This is a genomic window from Pseudomonas sp. Marseille-Q5299, from assembly GCF_943737035.1.
GTDB classification, from domain to species: Bacteria; Pseudomonadota; Gammaproteobacteria; order Pseudomonadales; family Pseudomonadaceae; genus Aquipseudomonas; species Aquipseudomonas putida_E.
The window spans coordinates 334005-351299 of the sequence record NZ_CALSFR010000007.1 but is presented as its reverse complement, the minus strand read 5'-3'; the positions used below and the strand labels follow the sequence as shown (position 1 = coordinate 351299).

Sequence of the window (17295 nt, the reverse complement as noted above, 5' to 3'; positions counted from 1 at the left end):
CAATGCCAGCCAGCTAAGCGATTTAGGGCCGCTTTGCGGCCCTGACAAGCCCAACTGACTGGCATCAGCCCTGCACCATTCTTTACTTCAACACCGCCAGTGCCGCGTCATAGTTCGGCTCTTCAGCGATTTCACCTACCAGCTCGCTGTGCAGCACCTTGTCGTTTTCGTCCAGCACCACCACGGCGCGGGCAGCCAGGCCGGCCAGCGGGCCGTCGGCAATGGCAACACCGTAGTTTTCGAGGAACTCGCGACCACGCAGGGTCGACAGGTTCTTCACGTTCTCCAGGCCTTCGGCGCCGCAGAAGCGCGCCTGGGCGAACGGCAGGTCGGCAGAGATGCACAGCACCACGGTATTGGCCACATCGTTGGCCTGGGCGTTGAACTTGCGCACCGAGGTAGCGCAGGTCGGGGTATCGACGCTTGGGAAGATGTTCAGCACCTTGCGCTTGCCGGCGAAGTCCTTCAGCGACTTGTCGGCCAGGCCTTCACCTACCAGGGAGAAGGCCGGAGCCTGGGCACCGGCTTTTGGCAGCTCGCCGTTGACCTGAACCGGGTTGCCTTTGAGAGTCACTTGAGCCATGGACGAAATCCTTATGCGGGGTTTGAAAAGGACACTGAGTTAAGCATGAAGGCGGCCGGGTGCCTATGGGGTTCAGTGAAATTGTTCTATTGCCTGACAGTTTTTGTGGACAAAAAAATGTCCGGGTTGCTACAAGCAGCCCGGACATTTCTCAAAGCGAACGACGGATCAGCCCAACAGGCCGTACACCACAGAAGTCAGCGCGACCAGGCCAACCACCACTACGAAGACGTTGGACAGCGCGCCACTGTACTTGCGCATCGACGGCACGCGGCGGATGGCGTACATCGGCATCAGGAACAGCAGCACGGCGATGATCGGGCCACCCAGCGACTCGATCATGCCCAGGATGCTCGGGTTCAGGGTGGCGACGATCCAGCACACCACCAGCATCAGCGCGGCAACCACACGGTCCAGCGCCTTGGCGCCCGGGCGTGCACCGGTTTTGGCGATGATGCCCTTCAGGCCTTCGCTGGCACCGATGTAATGGCCCAGGAACGACTTGGCGATGGCGATGAAGGCGATCAGCGGCGCGGCGAAAGCGATCGTCGGGTTGCTGAAGTGGTTGGCCAGGTACGACAGGATCGACAGGTTCTGCGCCTTGGCCTCAGCCAATTGAGCGCTGTCGAGGGTCAGTACGCAGCTGAAGACGAAGAACAGCACCATGGCCACCATCAGCAGGTGCGCGCGTGCCAGGATCTGGCCGCTGCGCTCGTCGGCGTGTTCGCCATACCGGCGCTTCTGGTCCACGGCGAAGGCCGAGATGATCGGCGAGTGGTTGAACGAGAACACCATCACCGGGATCGCCAGCCACACGGTGTGCAGGAAGGCCGAACCCGATGGCAACTGGGAAGCGCTGTCGAGGATCCCCCCGGTCCAGTGCGGGACCAGGTAAAGGCCCAGCAGCGCCAGGGCGACGATGAACGGGTAAACCAGCAGGCTCATGACCTTCACCGTGGCCTGCTCACCGCAGCGCACGATGGCCAGCAGGCCCAGGATCAGCACGAACGACAACAGCGCCCGCGGCGGCGGGGTCATGTGCAACTGGTGCTCCATGAAGCTGGTGACCGTGTTGGTCAGCGCCACGCTGTAAATGAGCAGGATCGGGAAGATGGCGAAGAAGTACAGCACGGTGATCAGTGCACCGGCCTTGATGCCGAAATGTTCTTGCACCACCTCGGTGATATCCCCGCCACTGCGCCCGGACAGGACGAACCGGGTCAGGCCGCGGTGGGCGAAGTAGGTCATCGGGAAGGCCAGTGCGGCGAGGATCAATAGCGGCCAAAAACCACCGAGGCCGGCGTTGATCGGCAGGAACAAGGTACCTGCACCGATGGCGGTGCCAAACAGGCCCAGCATCCAGGTAGTGTCATGACGGGACCAGCTGCCAAGGGCAGCCGGGGTCGATTCGAAGCGTTGTTCAACGCTTGGGGCCTGCTCGTTCATTCCGGGTGCAACTCCACTCGCAAGACTGCAACAGGGCTGGGAGTGGCGAAACAGAGGCTTCGAGCACCCCAACCAGAAAAGAGGGGCGCGATTGTGCACTGAAAGTGGGCGGTTGCGAAGCCCCGCCCGAGGGACGGTTGCACTTGTCTTTACAAGCGAGGTTGCACTATGGGGCCGCCTTGCGGCCCTTTCCGACCGGTCCGGCGCCCCGGCAAGGCCGCTCAGACGTTCGCGAAGCCTTGCAGGAGCGGCACTGTGCGGTGTTACTTCTGAACGGCAGCGAACGCCTCGGCAACCCGTTGCAGGTTGGCCGGGCGCAGGCCGGACATGCACACCCGGCCGCTGTCGATCAGGTACACACCGAACTCGTCGCGCAGGCGGCGGACCTGCTCGACGCTGAAACCTGTGTAGCTGAACATGCCACGCTGGCGCAGGAAGAACTGGAAGTCCTGGCCTGGCAGCAACACGGCCAGCGCATCGACCAGGGCCTGGCGCATATCGAGGATGCGCTTGCGCATCACCTCGACTTCAGCGGCCCACTGCGCATTCAGCGCAGCATCGCCCAGCACACCGGCTACCAGCTGTGCGCCGAAGTTGGGCGGGCTGGAGTAGTTGCGGCGCACAGTTGCCTTGAGCTGGCCAAGCACGCTTTGGGTGGTGTCTTCATCGTCGCAGACCACCGACAGGCCCCCTACCCGCTCGCCATACAGCGAGAAGATCTTCGAGAACGAGTTGCTGACCAGGCACGGTACGCCGGCACGGGCCATTTCGCGGATGGCGTAGGCGTCTTCCACCAGGCCCTCGCCGAAGCCTTGGTAGGCGATGTCGAGGAACGGAATCAGTTGGCGCGCCTTGACCACTTCCACCACGTGCTGCCACTGGTCCTGGGTAAGGTCGGCACCGGTGGGGTTATGGCAGCACGGATGCAGCAGCACGACGCTGTTGGCCGGCAGGGTCTGCAAAGTCGCCAGCATGCCATCGAAGTCCACGCCACGGCTGGCCTGGTCGAAGTACGGATAGCTGTGCACCTTGAACCCGGCACCTTCGAAGATGGCGCGGTGGTTGTCCCAGGTCGGGTTGCTGACCCAGACTTCGGAGGCAGGGAAGTAACGCTTGAGGAAATCGGCGCCGACCTTGAGCGCGCCGGAGCCGCCGACGGTCTGCACGGTCGCCACGCGCTTGCCGGTGACGGCTGGGTGATCGGCACCGAACAGCAGTGCCTGGATCGCCTGGCGGTAGCTGGCCAGGCCTTCCATCGGCAGGTACAGCGAAGCCTCGTGGGCCACGCCGGCGATGCGTTTTTCAACCGCATCCACCGCTTTGAGCTGCGGCACCACGCCGGCCTCATCGTAATAAAGGCCGATACTCAGGTTGACCTTGTCGGCGCGCGGGTCGGCCTTGAAGGTTTCCATCAACGAGAGGATCGGGTCGCCGGCATAGGCATCGACATGTTTGAACACAGCGTGCAGCTCCTTGGATCAGGACAGTTCGGAAAGGCTCAGGTGAGGATACCCGGACTCGGCGGGCAGGAACATCACCTATTGTGCAAGGTTGTCTATGCAAGATTGCACAGCGGGCATTTGCAGCGTGTCAGCTGGCCAGCGCCTTGAGCTCCTGCAGCTCAACCTCAGTCACCGCCACCCCTTCACGCTGTGCAATTTCCCGCTCCCGGTAGCGCCGCTCGCCCGGCATACGCGACAACCCCACCGCCTGCATCTGCTCGACCAGCTCCCGGCTGCGCTGCGCAAACCGGTCGCCTTCGGCTTTGCTCGGGTCGATGACGATGATCAGTTGCCCGGTCCACGGCGTTTTCGCCCCAGGGTGGCTCGCCCAGTCGAATTCCCAAGAGAAATGCCCACCGGTCAGCGCCGCCGCCAGCAACTCGACCATCATCGACAGTGCCGAGCCCTTGTGCCCGCCGAAGGGCAGCAGCGCACCGCCTTCCAGGATGGCCTTGGGGTCGGTGGTCGGCTGGCCATCGGCGTCCACGCCCATGCCCTCCGGCAGCTGCTGTCCAGCCCGCGCAGCGATCTGCACGTCACCATGGGCCATGGCGCTGGTGGCCATGTCAAAAACGATAGGGTCGTGCCCCGCACACGGCGCGGCAAAGGCAATCGGGTTGGTGCCGAACAACGGCTTGCGCGCACCGTGTGGCACGACACAGGTCATGCTGTTGACCACGCTCAGGGCTACCAGGCCCTCATCGGCAAACGGCTCCACATCGGGCCACAGCGCTGCGAAATGGTGGGAGTTGTGAATCGCCAGTACCGCGATGCCGGCACTGCGGGCCTTCTCGACCAGCATTGCACGCGCCGCGGCCAGGGCCGGCTGGGCAAAGCCCCCGCCAGCGTCTACCCGAACAAAGCCCGCCGCCACGTCAGTCACCTGCGGTATGGCACAACCGTTCACCCAGCCGCTGGCCAGGGTCGAGACATAGCCAGGCATACGAAACACCCCGTGGCTATGGGCACCATCGCGCTGAGCGCTGGCGCAATTGTGGGCGAGCACGCCGGCCACCGCTGCACTGCAGCCGTGACGCTGGAAGATCGATTGCAACAACCCCTGCAGTTCGGCAAAAGGCATGCGCACGACGGGGTGGGTGGAAGGTGCAGACATCTGAAGCTCCTTTCTTGGAATTGGAATGGCAACAGCGTGGGCCGCGACAAAAACTTTCCCGCATGTGACAGCTATCTGTCAAATGTTGACTCCATGACAGAAAACATTCATTTTCTATTCACGCCTCGCCTGGAGCAACAGCATGAGCCAACCGATCAAACAACGCCTGGAACACAGCCTGCAAGCCGCGACTGCTTCAGGCCACAAGATCGCCAGCTACATGCTCGCCAATCTCCAGGAATTGCCGTTCCAGACCTCAGCCAGCATTGCCGCCAAGCTCGGCGTCAGCGAATCCAGTGTCGGGCGTTTCTGCCGCTCACTCGGTTATGCCCATCTCAAGGCGCTCAAGCAAGACCTTCAGAGCGACCTGGGTGATGGCCCATGGCTGGTGGGAGACCGCCTGCAGGAATACCGCCAGCAGCACGACGACAACACCCGCGCAGGCAGCCTTGAGCTGGAAATTGCCGCGTTGGTACGGGTGCACGAATACAGCCGCAGCGAGGCCTGGCACATAGCCGCCCAGCGCCTGGCAGACAGGCCGCGGGTATTCATTGCCGGTTTTCAGACCGAGCGTGGTGTGGCCCAGTGCATGGCCCACCTGCTGCACTACCTGCGCGACGGCGTCCAGGTGGTCGATGGCAGTGCCGGGCACTTCGGCGAGGTGCTGCTCGGGCGCCCGGAAAACAGCGCGCTGGTGGTGTTCGAGGCACGCCGTTATTCCCGCCATGCCTTGCTGCTGTGCCAGAAGGCACGCCAGGCCGGTATCCCGGTCACGCTGGTGACCGACACCTTCTGCGACTGGGCCGATGCCAATGCCGACGAGGTGTTCCGCATCCCCACCGAATTCAATCTGTTCTGGGAGTCCACCTCGGCAATGCTGTCGTGGGTGCACCTGATGGTCAACGAGGTCTGCAAGAAGCTCGGGCCTGATGTTGAAAAACGCTTGGAAGCGACTGCCGCTCTACATAACGAATTCGTCGGCTACACGACGGGAAAACAACAATAGCAAGAGTGCAAGAGGTGCGAGATGAACAAGACCATGGCTATGGTGGGTGCATGTGCCCTGCTGCTGGCGGCTAACGCCAGCGCCGAAACCCTGCGCTTCGCCACCGAAGGGGCCTACCCGCCCTTCAACTATGTGGATGCCGACAACCAGTTGCACGGTTTTGACATCGACATCACCCACGCCCTGTGCGAGCAGATGAAAGTCGAGTGCACCCTGGTGGCGCAAGACTGGGAAGGCATCATCCCGGCCTTGATGGCACGCAAGTACGATGCGGTGGTGGCTTCGATGATCGATACCGAGGAGCGCCGCAAGAAAATCGCCTTCACCGACCATTACTACCGCACGCCGCTGACCGTCGCCGTGGCCAAGGACAGCAAGATCAGTGATGCGCAGAACACCTTCGAAGGCTACACGGTGGGTGCCCAGTCGTCCTCGACCCAGGCGATCTATGCCGAAGATGTGTATGCCAAGGCGGGCGCTGACGTGAAGCTCTACCCGACCATGGACGAGGCCAATGCCGACCTCGCCGCCGGCCGCCTGGACGGGGTGATCGCCGACAAGTTCCCGCTGCACGAGTGGATGAACAAGAACGGCCAGGAATGCTGCAAGGTGCTGGGTGACGTGGCCGGCACCAAGGCTAATGCCGCCATCGCCGTGCGCAAGGACGATGAAGCACTGCGCCAGCGGCTGAATACCGCGTTGGCGCAAATCGTCGCCAACGGTACCTACCAGAAAATCGCCAGCAAGTACTTCGACTTCGATATCTACAACTGATTCCGCCTGCAACGACGCGCTCTCCCGAGCGGCCTTGTGTCGCGAAAGGACCGCAAAGCGGCCCCAGGCTTGTGCAGCGCCACCAGAACCTGTGGGGCTGCTGCGCAGCCCTTTCGCGACGCAAGGCCGCTCCTACAGCGCTCGCGCGTGGAGCAGTCAATTCTAGGGATATGTCATGCTCGATCAATTGTCCTTGCTGTCCTTCGCCAGTGGTGGCTGGGGCCAGGCGCTGCTGGCAGGCGCGCTGGTGACCGTGTCACTGGCCCTCGCCTGCCTGCCCATCGGCTTGCCACTGGGCCTTGTCGTGGCCCTGGCGGCGCGCTCGCGCAAGCGCCTGCCGCGTGCCTGGTCAACCACATTTTCCACCGTGTTCCGCGGCCTGCCCGAGCTGCTGACCCTGCTGATCATCTATTACGGTTGCCAGATCGCCGCACAGCAACTGCTGGCCGCCATGGGCTATCAAGGTGAGTTCCTGATCAATACGTTCCTCGCGGCGATGATCGCTTTCAGCCTGGTGTTCGCCGCCTTTTCCAGCGAGATCTGGCTGGCTGCTTTCAAGACCCTGCCCAAAGGCCAGCTGGAGGCCTGTGCGGCACTGGGCCTGGGCAAGCGCACCGCCTTCTTCAAGGTGGTACTGCCACAACTGACGCGCATCGCCCTGCCGGGGCTCTCCAACAACTGGCTGTCGTTGCTCAAGGATACCTCGCTGGTATCGACCATCTCGCTGGTCGACCTGATGCGCCAGACCAACCTTGCGGTCAGCGTGACCAAAGAGCCGATGTTCTTCTACGGGGTGGCCTGCCTGGGTTACCTGCTGTTCTCGGCGCTATCGGGGCGGGTGTTCGCCTACATCGAACGGCGCAGCAACCGCCACCTGCAAGGAGCACGCGCATGAGTGCCGAACAATGGCTGAGCCTGGTACTGGACCCCGACCTGCTGGAGCGCTACGGGCCACGGTTCATCGACGGGCTGCTGGTAACTGCCAAGCTGGTAGCGATTTCCTTCACCCTCGGCGCCATGCTCGGCCTGCTGCTGGCGCTGGCCCGGATGTCGCGCAACCTGCCGCTGCAGCGCCTGGCGGCCGGCTACATCTATTTCTTCCGTGGCTCCCCCCTGCTGGCACAACTGTTCCTGCTGTACTACGGGCTTGGGTCGTTGAAGGGGTTCTGGCAGGACGTCGGCCTCTGGTGGTTCTTCCGCGAAGCCTGGCTCTGCACCCTGCTGGCCTTCACCCTGAACACGGCCGCCTACCAGGCCGAAATCTTCCGCGGCAGCCTGATGGCCGTGGCGCCAGGGCAGTATGAAGCAGCCAGGGCTCTGAACCTCAAACGCTCCACCACCTTCTTCAAGGTCATCTTGCCGCAATCGTTGCTGGTGGCCATCGGCCCGCTGGGCAACGAACTGATCCTGATGATCAAGGCCAGCGCCATCGCCTCGCTGGTGACCATCTACGACCTGATGGGCGTGACCAAATTGGCGTTCTCGCGCAGCTTCGACTTCCAGATCTACCTGTGGGCCGCCGTCCTCTACCTGGTGATCGTCGAACTGGTGCGGCGCCTGCTGAAACACCTGGAGGCCCGCCTGGGCCGCCACCTGAACTGACCGAAGGATACAATCATGCATTGCCAGACCGTTGTCCTGGGCGCCGGTATCGTCGGCGTCAGCACCGCGCTGCATCTGCAGGCACGCGGGCGCCAGGTAATCCTGATCGACCGAAATGAACCCGGGTGCGGCACCAGCCATGGCAACGCCGGGCTGATCGAACGCTCTAGCGTCATCCCCTATGCGTTCCCCCGCCAATTCGGCAAGCTGCTGCGCTATGGCCTCAACCGCCAGCCGGACGTGCGCTACAGCCTGCTGCACTTGCCCAAGGCCGCGCCCTGGTTGCTGCGCTACTGGCGGCAGTCGGCACCGGGGCGGCTGGCCGGGGCCGCGGCCGACATGCTGCCGCTGGTACAACGCTGCGTAGAAGAGCACGACGCCCTGATCGCCGCCGCCGGCCTCGAAGGGCTGGTGCAGGCCAAGGGCTGGATCGAGGTGTACCGCGACCCGGGGCTGTTCGAACAGGCCAAGGCCGAGGTCAAGGGCCTTGCGCGCTATGGCCTGCACTACGAACTGCTCGAACGCGGGCAACTGCAGGCACGCGAGCACCAGCTCGACAGCACCGTAGTCGGCGGCATCCATTGGCTCGACCCCAAGACCGTGAACGACCCCGGCGCCCTCACCCGTGGTTATGCTGCGCTGTTCGTCCAGCGCGGCGGGCAGTTCCTGCACGGTGATGCGCGCAGCCTGCGCCAGGTCGGCAGCCAATGGCGGGTCGAAAGCCAGCGCGGGCCAGTCACCGCCGACGAAGTGGTGGCGTGCCTTGGGCCACAGTCGGCCGACCTTTATGAGCGCCTGGGCTACACGATCCCGCTGGGTATCAAGCGCGGCTACCACATGCACTACGCCACCCGTGACGGCGCTCAGTTGCAGCACTCGATCTGCGACACCCAGGGCGGCTACGTACTGGCGCCGATGGCCGCCGGCATACGCCTTACCACCGGCATCGAGTTCGCCGCCAGCAGCGCCCCAGGCAACGAAATTCAGCTCAAGCGCTGCGAAGCGCTGGCGCGCACATTGTTCCCTGCACTGGGTGAGCGCCTGGACGACACCCCCTGGCTGGGCCGTCGCCCCTGCCTGCCGGACATGCGCCCCGTGATCGGCCCGGCGCCACGGCACAAGGGCCTGTGGTTCAACTTCGGCCACGCGCACCACGGCCTGACGCTGGGCCCGGTCAGCGGTCGCCTGGTGGCTGAACTGCTGACCGGCGAGCGCCCTTTCACCGACCCTGCGCCTTACAGCGCGGCACGTTTCAACTGACACCACGCGGGAGAACAACAACATGACCGCCCCTTTGAGCGTTGCCAGCCTTGCCCCTGAAAACGACCCACGCCCGGTGCTGATCCGCATCGAGGGCCTGAACAAGCACTATGGCGCTTTCCATGTATTGCGCGACATCGACCTGCAGGTGCGCGAAGGTGAACGCATCGTGCTGTGCGGCCCCTCCGGCTCCGGCAAGTCCACCTTGATCCGTTGCATCAACCGCCTGGAAATTGCCGAACAAGGCAGCGTCCAGGTAGCTGGCACCGATCTGGCCGGCAACACGCGCCAGGCCGCCCAGGTACGCAGCGACATCGGCATGGTGTTCCAGCACTTCAACCTGTTCCCGCACATGAGCGTGCTCGACAACTGCCTGCTGGCCCCCACCAGCGTACGAGGCCTGTCCCGCAAGGACGCCGAGGAGCGTGCGCGGATGTACCTGAGCAAGGTCGGCATCGAAAGCCAGGCGCACAAATACCCCAGCCAGCTCTCTGGCGGCCAGCAGCAGCGGGTGGCGATCGCCCGCGCCTTGTGCATGAAGCCGCGGATCATGCTGTTCGACGAGCCGACCTCGGCGCTGGACCCGGAAATGGTCGCTGAAGTGCTGGATGTATTGGTACAACTGGCGGGCACCGGCATGACCATGCTCTGTGTTACCCATGAAATGGGCTTTGCCAGGCAGGTTGCCGAGCGGGTGCTGTTCCTTGAAGGCGGGCAGATCATCGAAGACAGCCCGCCGCAGGTGTTCTTCAACCAGCCGCGCACTGCACGTGCCAAAAGTTTTCTGGCGCAGATCCTTCATTGAAGCCACTGCCCCCTTCATTGCACGGCTGCAATGACCCAACTGCGTCGTTAAATATAATTGACCTCGCCCCCTGTCAAACCCTTGCCGCCTGAGGCTCGCAAGGGTTTCAGCCCCCGAATTCAGGCGCTTCAGCCCATTTCAGTCGTTTGACATATCGAACGGCTCTGGCAAGCTATCTACAAGCCCCGACCGGCATCGTCGCCTCTGACGAGCCGGCAGTGCTCGGGGCTTCAGGTAGCACACCAGGCCCCGCGCCGTGCACCTGCACAACAACGGCAGGTCGAACCTGCCATAAGGTGACATATGTCCAACAGCAACATTGGCAACAAGCAACCTTCCCTGCGCAAACCCGTCGTCCTGATGACCATGGGCAGCCAAGAGCGCAAAGGCCATGACTACCAGGTCATGACCCACAAATACATCACCCCGCTGGTCGATTTCGCTGATTGCGTCCCGGTACTTGTGCCCACCTGCTGTGGCACCGAAGACCTCGAGACCTATCTGGACATGGCCGACGGCGTATACCTGACCGGTGCCGGCAGCAACATCGAGCCGAGCCTGTATGGCCAGGAAAACCAGACACCAGGCAAAGGCCAGGACGTCAACCGCGACCTGTTCGATATTCCGCTGGTCAAGGCCGCGCTTAAACGTGGCCTGCCCATCTTCGGCATCTGCCGCGGCATGCAGGAAATCAACGTCGCCCTGGGCGGCGACATTTATCAGAAGGTTTACGCCGAACCAGGCTTCAACGACCACCGGGAAAACCCGGAAGATCCGGTCGACGTGCAATACGCTCAGGTGCATGGCGTGAAGATCAAGCCGGGCAGCTGGCTGCACGACGCCCTTGGCACCGACGAGATCCGCGTCAACTCGCTGCATGGCCAGGGCCTGCGCACCCTGGGTACAGGCATCGAACCGATCGCCCACGCCGAAGACGGCCTGGTCGAAGCGATTCACGCCCCGAGCATTTCGCCGTTCCTGTTCGCTGTACAGTGGCACCCGGAGTGGCAAGCGGCCAAGAACCCTGATTCGATCAAGATCTTCCAGGCCTTCGGCGATGCCTGCCGCGCCCAGGTGCGCAAATCCCAGATCAAGCGCCAACAGGCCGCCTGACACTCAGCTTCGTCAGTTTTGATCGCGGGGCGGCGCAAGGCCGCCCCCCGCTTCCCCGGTCACCCTCTGCTGGTCCCAGAACACTTCCCGTGGATGCGGGCGGCGGGCTTGCGCCTGTCTCCGCGATCGTTTTTCCCCTCCCGAGAGATACGATGACTGTTTAGATGGTTGTCGTCAGGTTTTCTGCGCCTGGGATATCGCGCGACGCCGCGCCCTACAATCCCGAGCCGCGCGCGATTCCGCCCCACCACAAATCCCCGATTGGCCACGTGCCCCAAAAATTTTCCACGGATGGACTAGTCATCACGCTAGTTGTACGATAACTTACCTCCAACGCAAAACAACACCCTTCACCCAAGCGCCACAGGATGCCAATAACAATGAATCCACAAGAACTGAAATCCATCCTCTCCCACGGGCTGCTGTCTTTCCCGGTCACCGACTTCAATGCCCAGGGCGACTTCAACCAGGCCGGCTACATCAAGCGCCTGGAATGGCTTGCCCCGTACGGTGCCAGCGCCCTGTTCGCCGCCGGTGGCACCGGTGAGTTCTTCTCCCTGGCCGCCAGCGAGTACAGCCAGGTAATCAAGACCGCCGTCGACACCTGCGCCACGTCTGTACCGATCCTCGCCGGCGTCGGTGGCTCCACCCGCCAGGCCATCGAATACGCACAGGAAGCCGAGCGCTTGGGTGCCAAGGGCCTGCTATTGCTGCCGCACTACCTGACCGAAGCCAGCCAGGACGGTGTCGCCGCCCACGTCGAAGCGGTGTGCAAATCGGTCAACATCGGGGTGGTGGTATACAACCGCAACGTTTGCCGCCTGAACGCCGACCTGCTGGAAAAGCTTGCCGAACGCTGCCCTAACCTGATCGGCTACAAGGACGGCCTGGGTGACATCGAACTGATGGTGTCGATCCGTCGCCGCCTGGGTGACCGTTTCAGCTACCTGGGTGGCCTGCCGACCGCCGAGGTGTATGCTGCCGCTTACAAAGCCCTGGGTGTGCCGGTGTACTCCTCGGCGGTGTTCAACTTCATTCCGAAGACCGCGATGGACTTCTACCACGCCATCGCCCGCGACGATCACGCCACCGTTGGCAAGCTGATTGACGACTTCTTCCTGCCGTACCTGGACATCCGCAACCGCAAGGCCGGTTATGCCGTGAGCATCGTCAAGGCAGGCGCGAAGATCGCCGGTTACGACGCAGGCCCGGTGCGCACGCCGCTGACCGACCTGACTGGCGAAGAATACGAAATGCTCGCAGCCCTGATGGACAAGATGGGCCCGCAATAAGCGGCCCCCGCGGCCTGCCATCGCCGCACCCGGAGTGGGCCACCCCACTCCGGCTACAACTCGTGAGCCCGCACAAAAATAACTAGTGGGAGTATTACCAGCATGCAAGCGACTAAAAAGACGCATGTGCGCTACCTGATCCTGTTCATGCTGTTCCTGGTGACCACGATCAACTATGCCGACCGCGCCACCATCGCCATTGCAGGCTCCAGCCTGCAGAAGGACCTCGGCATTGACGCCGTAACCCTCGGTTATATCTTCTCCGCCTTTGGATGGGCTTACGTTGCCGGCCAGATTCCTGGTGGCTGGCTGCTGGACCGCTTCGGCTCCAAGAATGTCTACGCCTTCAGCATTTTCACCTGGTCGCTGTTCACCCTGCTGCAGGGTTTTGTCGGCGGCCTGCCAGTGGCTTGGGCGGTCGTCACCTTGTTCACCCTGCGTTTTCTGGTTGGTTTTGCCGAAGCACCATCGTTCCCGGGTAACGCCCGCATCGTTGCGGCCTGGTTCCCCACGGCAGAACGCGGCACAGCATCGGCGATCTTCAACTCCGCGCAGTATTTCGCCACCGCACTGTTCGCCCCGATCATGGGTTGGATCGTGTTCAGCTTCGGCTGGGAACACGTATTCGTGGTGATGGGTGCACTGGGTATCGTGTTCTCCATGGTGTGGCTGAAGACCATCTACAACCCGCGCCAACACCCGCGCATCAGCCCGCAAGAACTCGAGCACATCGAGCAGAACGGCGGCCTGGTGGACATGGACCAGAAGCGCGGCAACGACGGCCCGAAATGGGGGTACATCAAGCAACTGCTGACCAGCCGTATGCTGCTGGGCGTGTACCTGGGCCAGTACTGCATCAACGCCATCACCTACTTCTTCCTGACCTGGTTCCCGGTGTACCTGGTGCAGGAGCGCGGCATGACCATCCTCAAGGCGGGCATCATCGCCTCGCTGCCGGCAATCTGCGGCTTCATCGGCGGAGTGCTCGGTGGGGTACTGTCTGACTGGCTGCTGCGCCGCGGCAACTCGCTGACCTTCTCGCGCAAGCTGCCGATCGTCTGTGGCCTGCTGCTGTCGACCACCATGGTCTTCTGCAACTATGTCGAGGCGGAATGGATGGTGGTCGGCTTCATGACCCTGGCCTTCTTCGGCAAGGGCATCGGCGCACTGGGCTGGGCCGTGGTCGCCGATACCTCGCCCAAGCAGATCGCAGGGCTGTCCGGCGGCCTGTTCAACACCTTCGGCAACATTGCTTCGATCACCACCCCGATCGTCATTGGTTACATCATCAGCGCAACCGGCTCCTTCAAGTGGGCGCTGGTGTACGTGGGCGCCAACGCCCTGGTAGCGGTGTTCAGCTACCTGGTCATCGTCGGGCCGATCAAGCGTATCGAGTTGCGTGAGGATGCAAAGCCAGACGCTGAGCCTGCCGCCCCGGGCGAACTGGCCAGCGCACGTCACTGAGTGAACACGCCCGCGCCGGCAATCCCGGTGCGGGCGGATGTACAAAGCCTGAGACCATCACAAACAGGGCCCGAACATGCAGTTGATCGAACATTCCGACTCGCCCCGCTACGTCCGCCTGCACGACGACGATAACGTCGTGGTAGTGGTCAACGATGGCGGCCTGGGCGAAGGCGCGCGCTTCCCCGATGGGCTGACCCTTGTAGAAGGCGTGCCGCAGAGCCACAAAGTGGCCACCGTACGGATCGCCAAGGGCGAGCCGGTGCGGCGCTATGGGCAGATCATCGGTTACGCCCTGGAAGACTTGCGCCAGGGCAGCTGGGTGCAGGAGAGCCAACTGGCCATGCCGTCTGCCCCGGAACTGGACAGCCTGCCGCGCTGCGATGCCGTACCTGCGCCCCTGCCTGCGCTGGATGGCTTCACCTTCGAGGGCTACCGCAATGCTGACGGCACCGTCGGTACCCGCAACATCCTGGGCATCACCACCACCGTTCAGTGTGTGACCGGTGTGCTGGAGCATGCAGTCAAGCGCATCCGCAGCGAATTGCTGCCCAAATACCCCAATGTCGATGACGTGGTCGCCCTCACCCACAGCTATGGCTGCGGCGTGGCGATCAACGCCCGTGATGCCTACATCCCGATCCGCACCGTGCGCAACCTGGCACGCAACCCCAACCTGGGTGGCGAAGCGCTGGTCATCAGCCTGGGCTGCGAGAAACTGCAGGCCGGCCAGGTGATGCACGACAACGACCCTTCGGTAGACCTCAGCGAGCCCTGGCTGTATCGCCTGCAGGATGCCAGCCTTGGTTTCACTGAAATGATCGAGCAGATCATGGGCCTGGCCGAGACGCGCTTGCAGAAGCTCGACAAGCGCCGCCGCGAGACCGTACCGGCCAGTGAGCTGATCCTGGGCATGCAGTGTGGCGGCAGCGATGCATTCTCCGGCATCACCGCCAACCCGGCGCTGGGCTATGCCGCCGACCTGCTGGTGCGGGCCGGCGCTACTGTGCTGTTCTCGGAAGTGACCGAGGTGCGCGACGCCATCTACATGCTTACCTCCCGCGCTGAAAACCAGGCAGTCGCGGATGCGCTGGTGCGCGAAATGGACTGGTACGACCGCTACCTGCAGCAAGGTGCGGCCGACCGCAGCGCCAACACCACGCCAGGCAACAAGAAAGGCGGCCTGTCCAATATCGTCGAAAAATCCCTGGGCTCGATCGTCAAGTCCGGCAGTGGCGCCATCCAGGGCGTGCTCGGGCCGGGCGAGCGGGTAAACCGCAAGGGCCTGATCTTCTGCGCAACGCCCGCCAGCGACTTTGTCTGCGGCACCCTGCAGCTGGCGGCCGGGATGAACCTGCACGTATTCACCACTGGCCGCGGTACCCCGTACGGCTTGGCCATGGCGCCGGTCGTCAAGGTGTGCACCCGTACCGAACTGGCCCAACGCTGGCCGGACCTGATCGACATCGACGCCGGGCGCATCGCCAGTGGCCGCTCAAGCATCGAGGAATTGGGCTGGGAGTTGTTCCACTACTACCTGGACGTGGCCAGCGGCCGCAAGCAGACCTGGGCAGAACAACACCGGCTGCACAACGACATCACCCTGTTCAATCCGGCGCCAATCACCTGATGGTTCGGCCTTGCCCGGTACTTCAATGGCACACGCCCGCCTGTGGGAGCCAGCTTGCCGGCTTGCACAGGTCATGCGACACCCACTGATCAACCCTTCCACACACAGGAGCACACCATGCCTGAGATTCTTGGCCACAACTTCATCGCCGGCCAGCGCAGCGCCGCTGGCGAGCAACGCCTGCAGAGCCTGGACGCCACCACTGGCGAGGCCCTGCCCTACAGCTTCGCCCAAGCCACCGAGGCCGAGGTGGATCAGGCGGCCCAAGCGGCGGCAGCGGCCTTTGCCGAATTCCGCCAGCTGGCCCCGGCACGTCGTGCCGAGTTCCTCGACGCCATTGCGGCGGAACTGGACGAGCTGGACGACGCCTTCGTCGCCGTGGTCTGCCGTGAAACCGCCCTGCCCGCCGGGCGCATCCAAGGTGAGCGAGGCCGCACCAGCGGTCAGATGCGCCTGTTCGCCCAGGTGCTGCGCCGTGGCGACTACCTCGGTGCACGCATCGACCTGGCCTTGCCCGAACGCCAGCCGTTGCCCCGCGTCGACCTGCGCCAGATGCGCATCGGCGTGGGCCCGGTCGCCGTGTTCGGCGCCAGCAACTTCCCGCTGGCCTTCTCCACCGCAGGCGGTGATACCGCTGCAGCCTTCGCCGCCGGTTGCCCGGTGGTGTTCAAGGCGCACAGCGGCCACATGGCCACGGCCGACCTGGTCGGTGCGGCCATCGTCCGCGCTGCCGAACGCACCGGTATGCCCAAGGGCGTATTCAACATGGTGTTTGGTGGTGGCGTCGGTGAGTGGCTGGTCAAGCATCCGGCCATCCAGGCGGTCGGCTTCACCGGCTCGCTCAAGGGCGGGGATGCACTGTGCCGCATGGCCGCCGAACGCCCGCAACCCATCCCGGTATTCGCCGAGATGTCCAGCATCAACCCAGTGATCATTCTGCCCGGCGCGCTGGCCAAGCGTGGCGACGCCATTGCCCGCGAACTGGCCGGCTCCGTGTGCCTGGGTGCTGGCCAGTTCTGTACCAACCCGGGCCTGGTGATCGGCCTGCAATCGCCACAGTTCAGCCAGTTGCTCGCCGACCTCGGCCAGCACCTGGACCAGCAAGCCGGCCAGACTCTGCTCAACGCCGGTGGTCTGCGCAGCTACGTGGGCGGCCTGGAGCACCTGCAGGCCCACGCCGGCATCGAACACCTGGCAGGCCAGCCTCAGGAAAGTAACCAGGCGCGGGCACAACTGTTCAAGGCTGATGCCCGTTTGCTGGTGGACGCCGACCCGCTGCTGCAGGAAGAAGTGTTCGGCCCGACCACCGTTGCCGTCGAGGCTCAGGACAACGCGCAGCTGCGCGCCGCCCTGCTCGGCCTGCGCGGCCAGCTGACCGCTACGCTGATCGGTGAGCCTGAAGACTTCGAAGCATTTGCCTGGCTGGTACCGCTGCTGGAAGAAAAGGTTGGCCGCATCCTGATCAATGGCTACCCGACCGGTGTGGAAGTGTGCGACGCCATGGTCCACGGCGGGCCTTACCCGGCCACCTCCGATGCCCGTGGTACGTCCGTCGGCACCCTGGCCATCGACCGCTTCCTGCGCCCGGTGTGCTACCAGAACTACCCGCAGTCGCTACTGCCTGAGGCACTGCGTGACAACAACCCGCTGGGCCTGCGCCGGTTGGTGAATGGGCAGTGGAGTGACGGGGCGATCTGAACGCCC

General features: G+C 63.4%; 15 protein-coding genes. 11 read left to right on the top strand and 4 right to left on the bottom strand.

Features of this window, described 5'->3' with window-relative positions:
• Window positions 1-82: 82 nt before the first annotated feature.
• The 4 genes from tpx to NGJ21_RS20665 all read right to left on the bottom strand — a co-directional run bounded on the left by tpx (window position 83) and on the right by NGJ21_RS20665 (window position 4645).
• Window positions 83-583, bottom strand: coding sequence for a thiol peroxidase (gene tpx, locus NGJ21_RS20680; protein WP_039603773.1), 501 nt, complete (start codon window positions 581-583; stop codon window positions 83-85).
• 168 nt (window positions 584-751) lie between these two features.
• Window positions 752-2029, bottom strand: coding sequence for a serine/threonine transporter (locus NGJ21_RS20675; RefSeq protein WP_251962596.1), 1278 nt, complete (start codon window positions 2027-2029; stop codon window positions 752-754).
• A 263-nt stretch (window positions 2030-2292) separates the two neighbouring features.
• Window positions 2293-3489: an amino acid aminotransferase gene (locus NGJ21_RS20670; RefSeq protein ID WP_251962595.1), complete on the bottom strand. Its 1197-nt coding sequence runs from the start codon at window positions 3487-3489 to the stop codon at window positions 2293-2295.
• 130 nt (window positions 3490-3619) lie between these two features.
• On the bottom strand, window positions 3620-4645 hold the full coding sequence (locus NGJ21_RS20665) for an Ldh family oxidoreductase (protein WP_119687093.1): 1026 nt from the start codon (window positions 4643-4645) through the stop codon (window positions 3620-3622).
• A 142-nt stretch (window positions 4646-4787) separates the two neighbouring features.
• On the opposite strand from NGJ21_RS20665, the gene NGJ21_RS20660 reads away from it, so the two are divergent.
• The 11 genes from NGJ21_RS20660 (at window position 4788) to NGJ21_RS20610 (ending at window position 17289) form a co-directional block, all read left to right on the top strand.
• On the top strand, window positions 4788-5651 hold the full coding sequence (locus NGJ21_RS20660) for a MurR/RpiR family transcriptional regulator (RefSeq protein WP_046786084.1): 864 nt from the start codon (window positions 4788-4790) through the stop codon (window positions 5649-5651).
• Window positions 5652-5672: 21 nt separating this feature from the next.
• Window positions 5673-6425 (top strand): transporter substrate-binding domain-containing protein, encoded by a 753-nt coding sequence (locus tag NGJ21_RS20655; protein WP_115274681.1) that lies wholly within the window; start codon window positions 5673-5675, stop codon window positions 6423-6425.
• A gap of 175 nt (window positions 6426-6600) precedes the next feature.
• Window positions 6601-7320, top strand: coding sequence for an ABC transporter permease (locus NGJ21_RS20650; protein WP_046786082.1), 720 nt, complete (start codon window positions 6601-6603; stop codon window positions 7318-7320).
• Window positions 7317-8027 carry an ABC transporter permease gene (locus NGJ21_RS20645; protein ID WP_046786081.1) on the top strand — a complete coding sequence of 237 codons (711 nt, stop codon included), beginning with the start codon at window positions 7317-7319 and terminating at the stop codon, window positions 8025-8027. Before NGJ21_RS20650 ends, NGJ21_RS20645 begins: the two co-directional genes overlap by 4 nt.
• 15 nt (window positions 8028-8042) lie before the next feature.
• Window positions 8043-9287 carry an NAD(P)/FAD-dependent oxidoreductase gene (locus NGJ21_RS20640; RefSeq protein ID WP_237858526.1) on the top strand — a complete coding sequence of 415 codons (1245 nt, stop codon included), beginning with the start codon at window positions 8043-8045 and terminating at the stop codon, window positions 9285-9287.
• A gap of 22 nt (window positions 9288-9309) precedes the next feature.
• Window positions 9310-10092, top strand: coding sequence for an amino acid ABC transporter ATP-binding protein (locus NGJ21_RS20635; RefSeq protein WP_115274679.1), 783 nt, complete (start codon window positions 9310-9312; stop codon window positions 10090-10092).
• A 303-nt stretch (window positions 10093-10395) separates the two neighbouring features.
• The gene (locus tag NGJ21_RS20630) at window positions 10396-11205 is read left to right on the top strand and encodes a gamma-glutamyl-gamma-aminobutyrate hydrolase family protein (protein WP_115274678.1); all 810 of its coding nucleotides are present in this window, start codon (window positions 10396-10398) and stop codon (window positions 11203-11205) included.
• A gap of 380 nt (window positions 11206-11585) precedes the next feature.
• Entirely contained in the window at window positions 11586-12497 is a 912-nt protein-coding gene (kdgD, locus tag NGJ21_RS20625) for a 5-dehydro-4-deoxyglucarate dehydratase (protein ID WP_046786077.1), read from the top strand.
• Between the two features lie 102 nt (window positions 12498-12599).
• Entirely contained in the window at window positions 12600-13961 is a 1362-nt protein-coding gene (locus NGJ21_RS20620) for an MFS transporter (RefSeq protein ID WP_012314665.1), read from the top strand.
• 76 nt (window positions 13962-14037) lie between these two features.
• Window positions 14038-15591, top strand: a complete 1554-nt coding sequence (gene garD, locus NGJ21_RS20615) for a galactarate dehydratase (protein ID WP_115274676.1) — start codon at window positions 14038-14040, stop codon at window positions 15589-15591.
• 117 nt (window positions 15592-15708) lie between these two features.
• Complete coding sequence (locus NGJ21_RS20610) at window positions 15709-17289, top strand: aldehyde dehydrogenase (NADP(+)) (protein WP_251962594.1); 1581 nt, start codon at window positions 15709-15711, stop codon at window positions 17287-17289.
• Window positions 17290-17295: the final 6 nt, after the last annotated feature.

Coding starts and splice junctions, on each gene's coding strand:
- NGJ21_RS20635 (WP_115274679.1), top strand. CDS start 9,310: ATGACCGCCCCTTTGAGCGTTGCCAGCCTTGCCCCTGAAAACGACCCA.
- NGJ21_RS20655 (WP_115274681.1), top strand. CDS start 5,673: ATGAACAAGACCATGGCTATGGTGGGTGCATGTGCCCTGCTGCTGGCG.
- NGJ21_RS20665 (WP_119687093.1), bottom strand. CDS start 4,645: ATGTCTGCACCTTCCACCCACCCCGTCGTGCGCATGCCTTTTGCCGAA.
- NGJ21_RS20630 (WP_115274678.1), top strand. CDS start 10,396: ATGTCCAACAGCAACATTGGCAACAAGCAACCTTCCCTGCGCAAACCC.
- kdgD (WP_046786077.1), top strand. CDS start 11,586: ATGAATCCACAAGAACTGAAATCCATCCTCTCCCACGGGCTGCTGTCT.
- NGJ21_RS20660 (WP_046786084.1), top strand. CDS start 4,788: ATGAGCCAACCGATCAAACAACGCCTGGAACACAGCCTGCAAGCCGCG.
- NGJ21_RS20640 (WP_237858526.1), top strand. CDS start 8,043: ATGCATTGCCAGACCGTTGTCCTGGGCGCCGGTATCGTCGGCGTCAGC.
- NGJ21_RS20645 (WP_046786081.1), top strand. CDS start 7,317: ATGAGTGCCGAACAATGGCTGAGCCTGGTACTGGACCCCGACCTGCTG.
- NGJ21_RS20620 (WP_012314665.1), top strand. CDS start 12,600: ATGCAAGCGACTAAAAAGACGCATGTGCGCTACCTGATCCTGTTCATG.
- NGJ21_RS20650 (WP_046786082.1), top strand. CDS start 6,601: ATGCTCGATCAATTGTCCTTGCTGTCCTTCGCCAGTGGTGGCTGGGGC.
- garD (WP_115274676.1), top strand. CDS start 14,038: ATGCAGTTGATCGAACATTCCGACTCGCCCCGCTACGTCCGCCTGCAC.
- NGJ21_RS20610 (WP_251962594.1), top strand. CDS start 15,709: ATGCCTGAGATTCTTGGCCACAACTTCATCGCCGGCCAGCGCAGCGCC.
- tpx (WP_039603773.1), bottom strand. CDS start 583: ATGGCTCAAGTGACTCTCAAAGGCAACCCGGTTCAGGTCAACGGCGAG.
- NGJ21_RS20675 (WP_251962596.1), bottom strand. CDS start 2,029: ATGAACGAGCAGGCCCCAAGCGTTGAACAACGCTTCGAATCGACCCCG.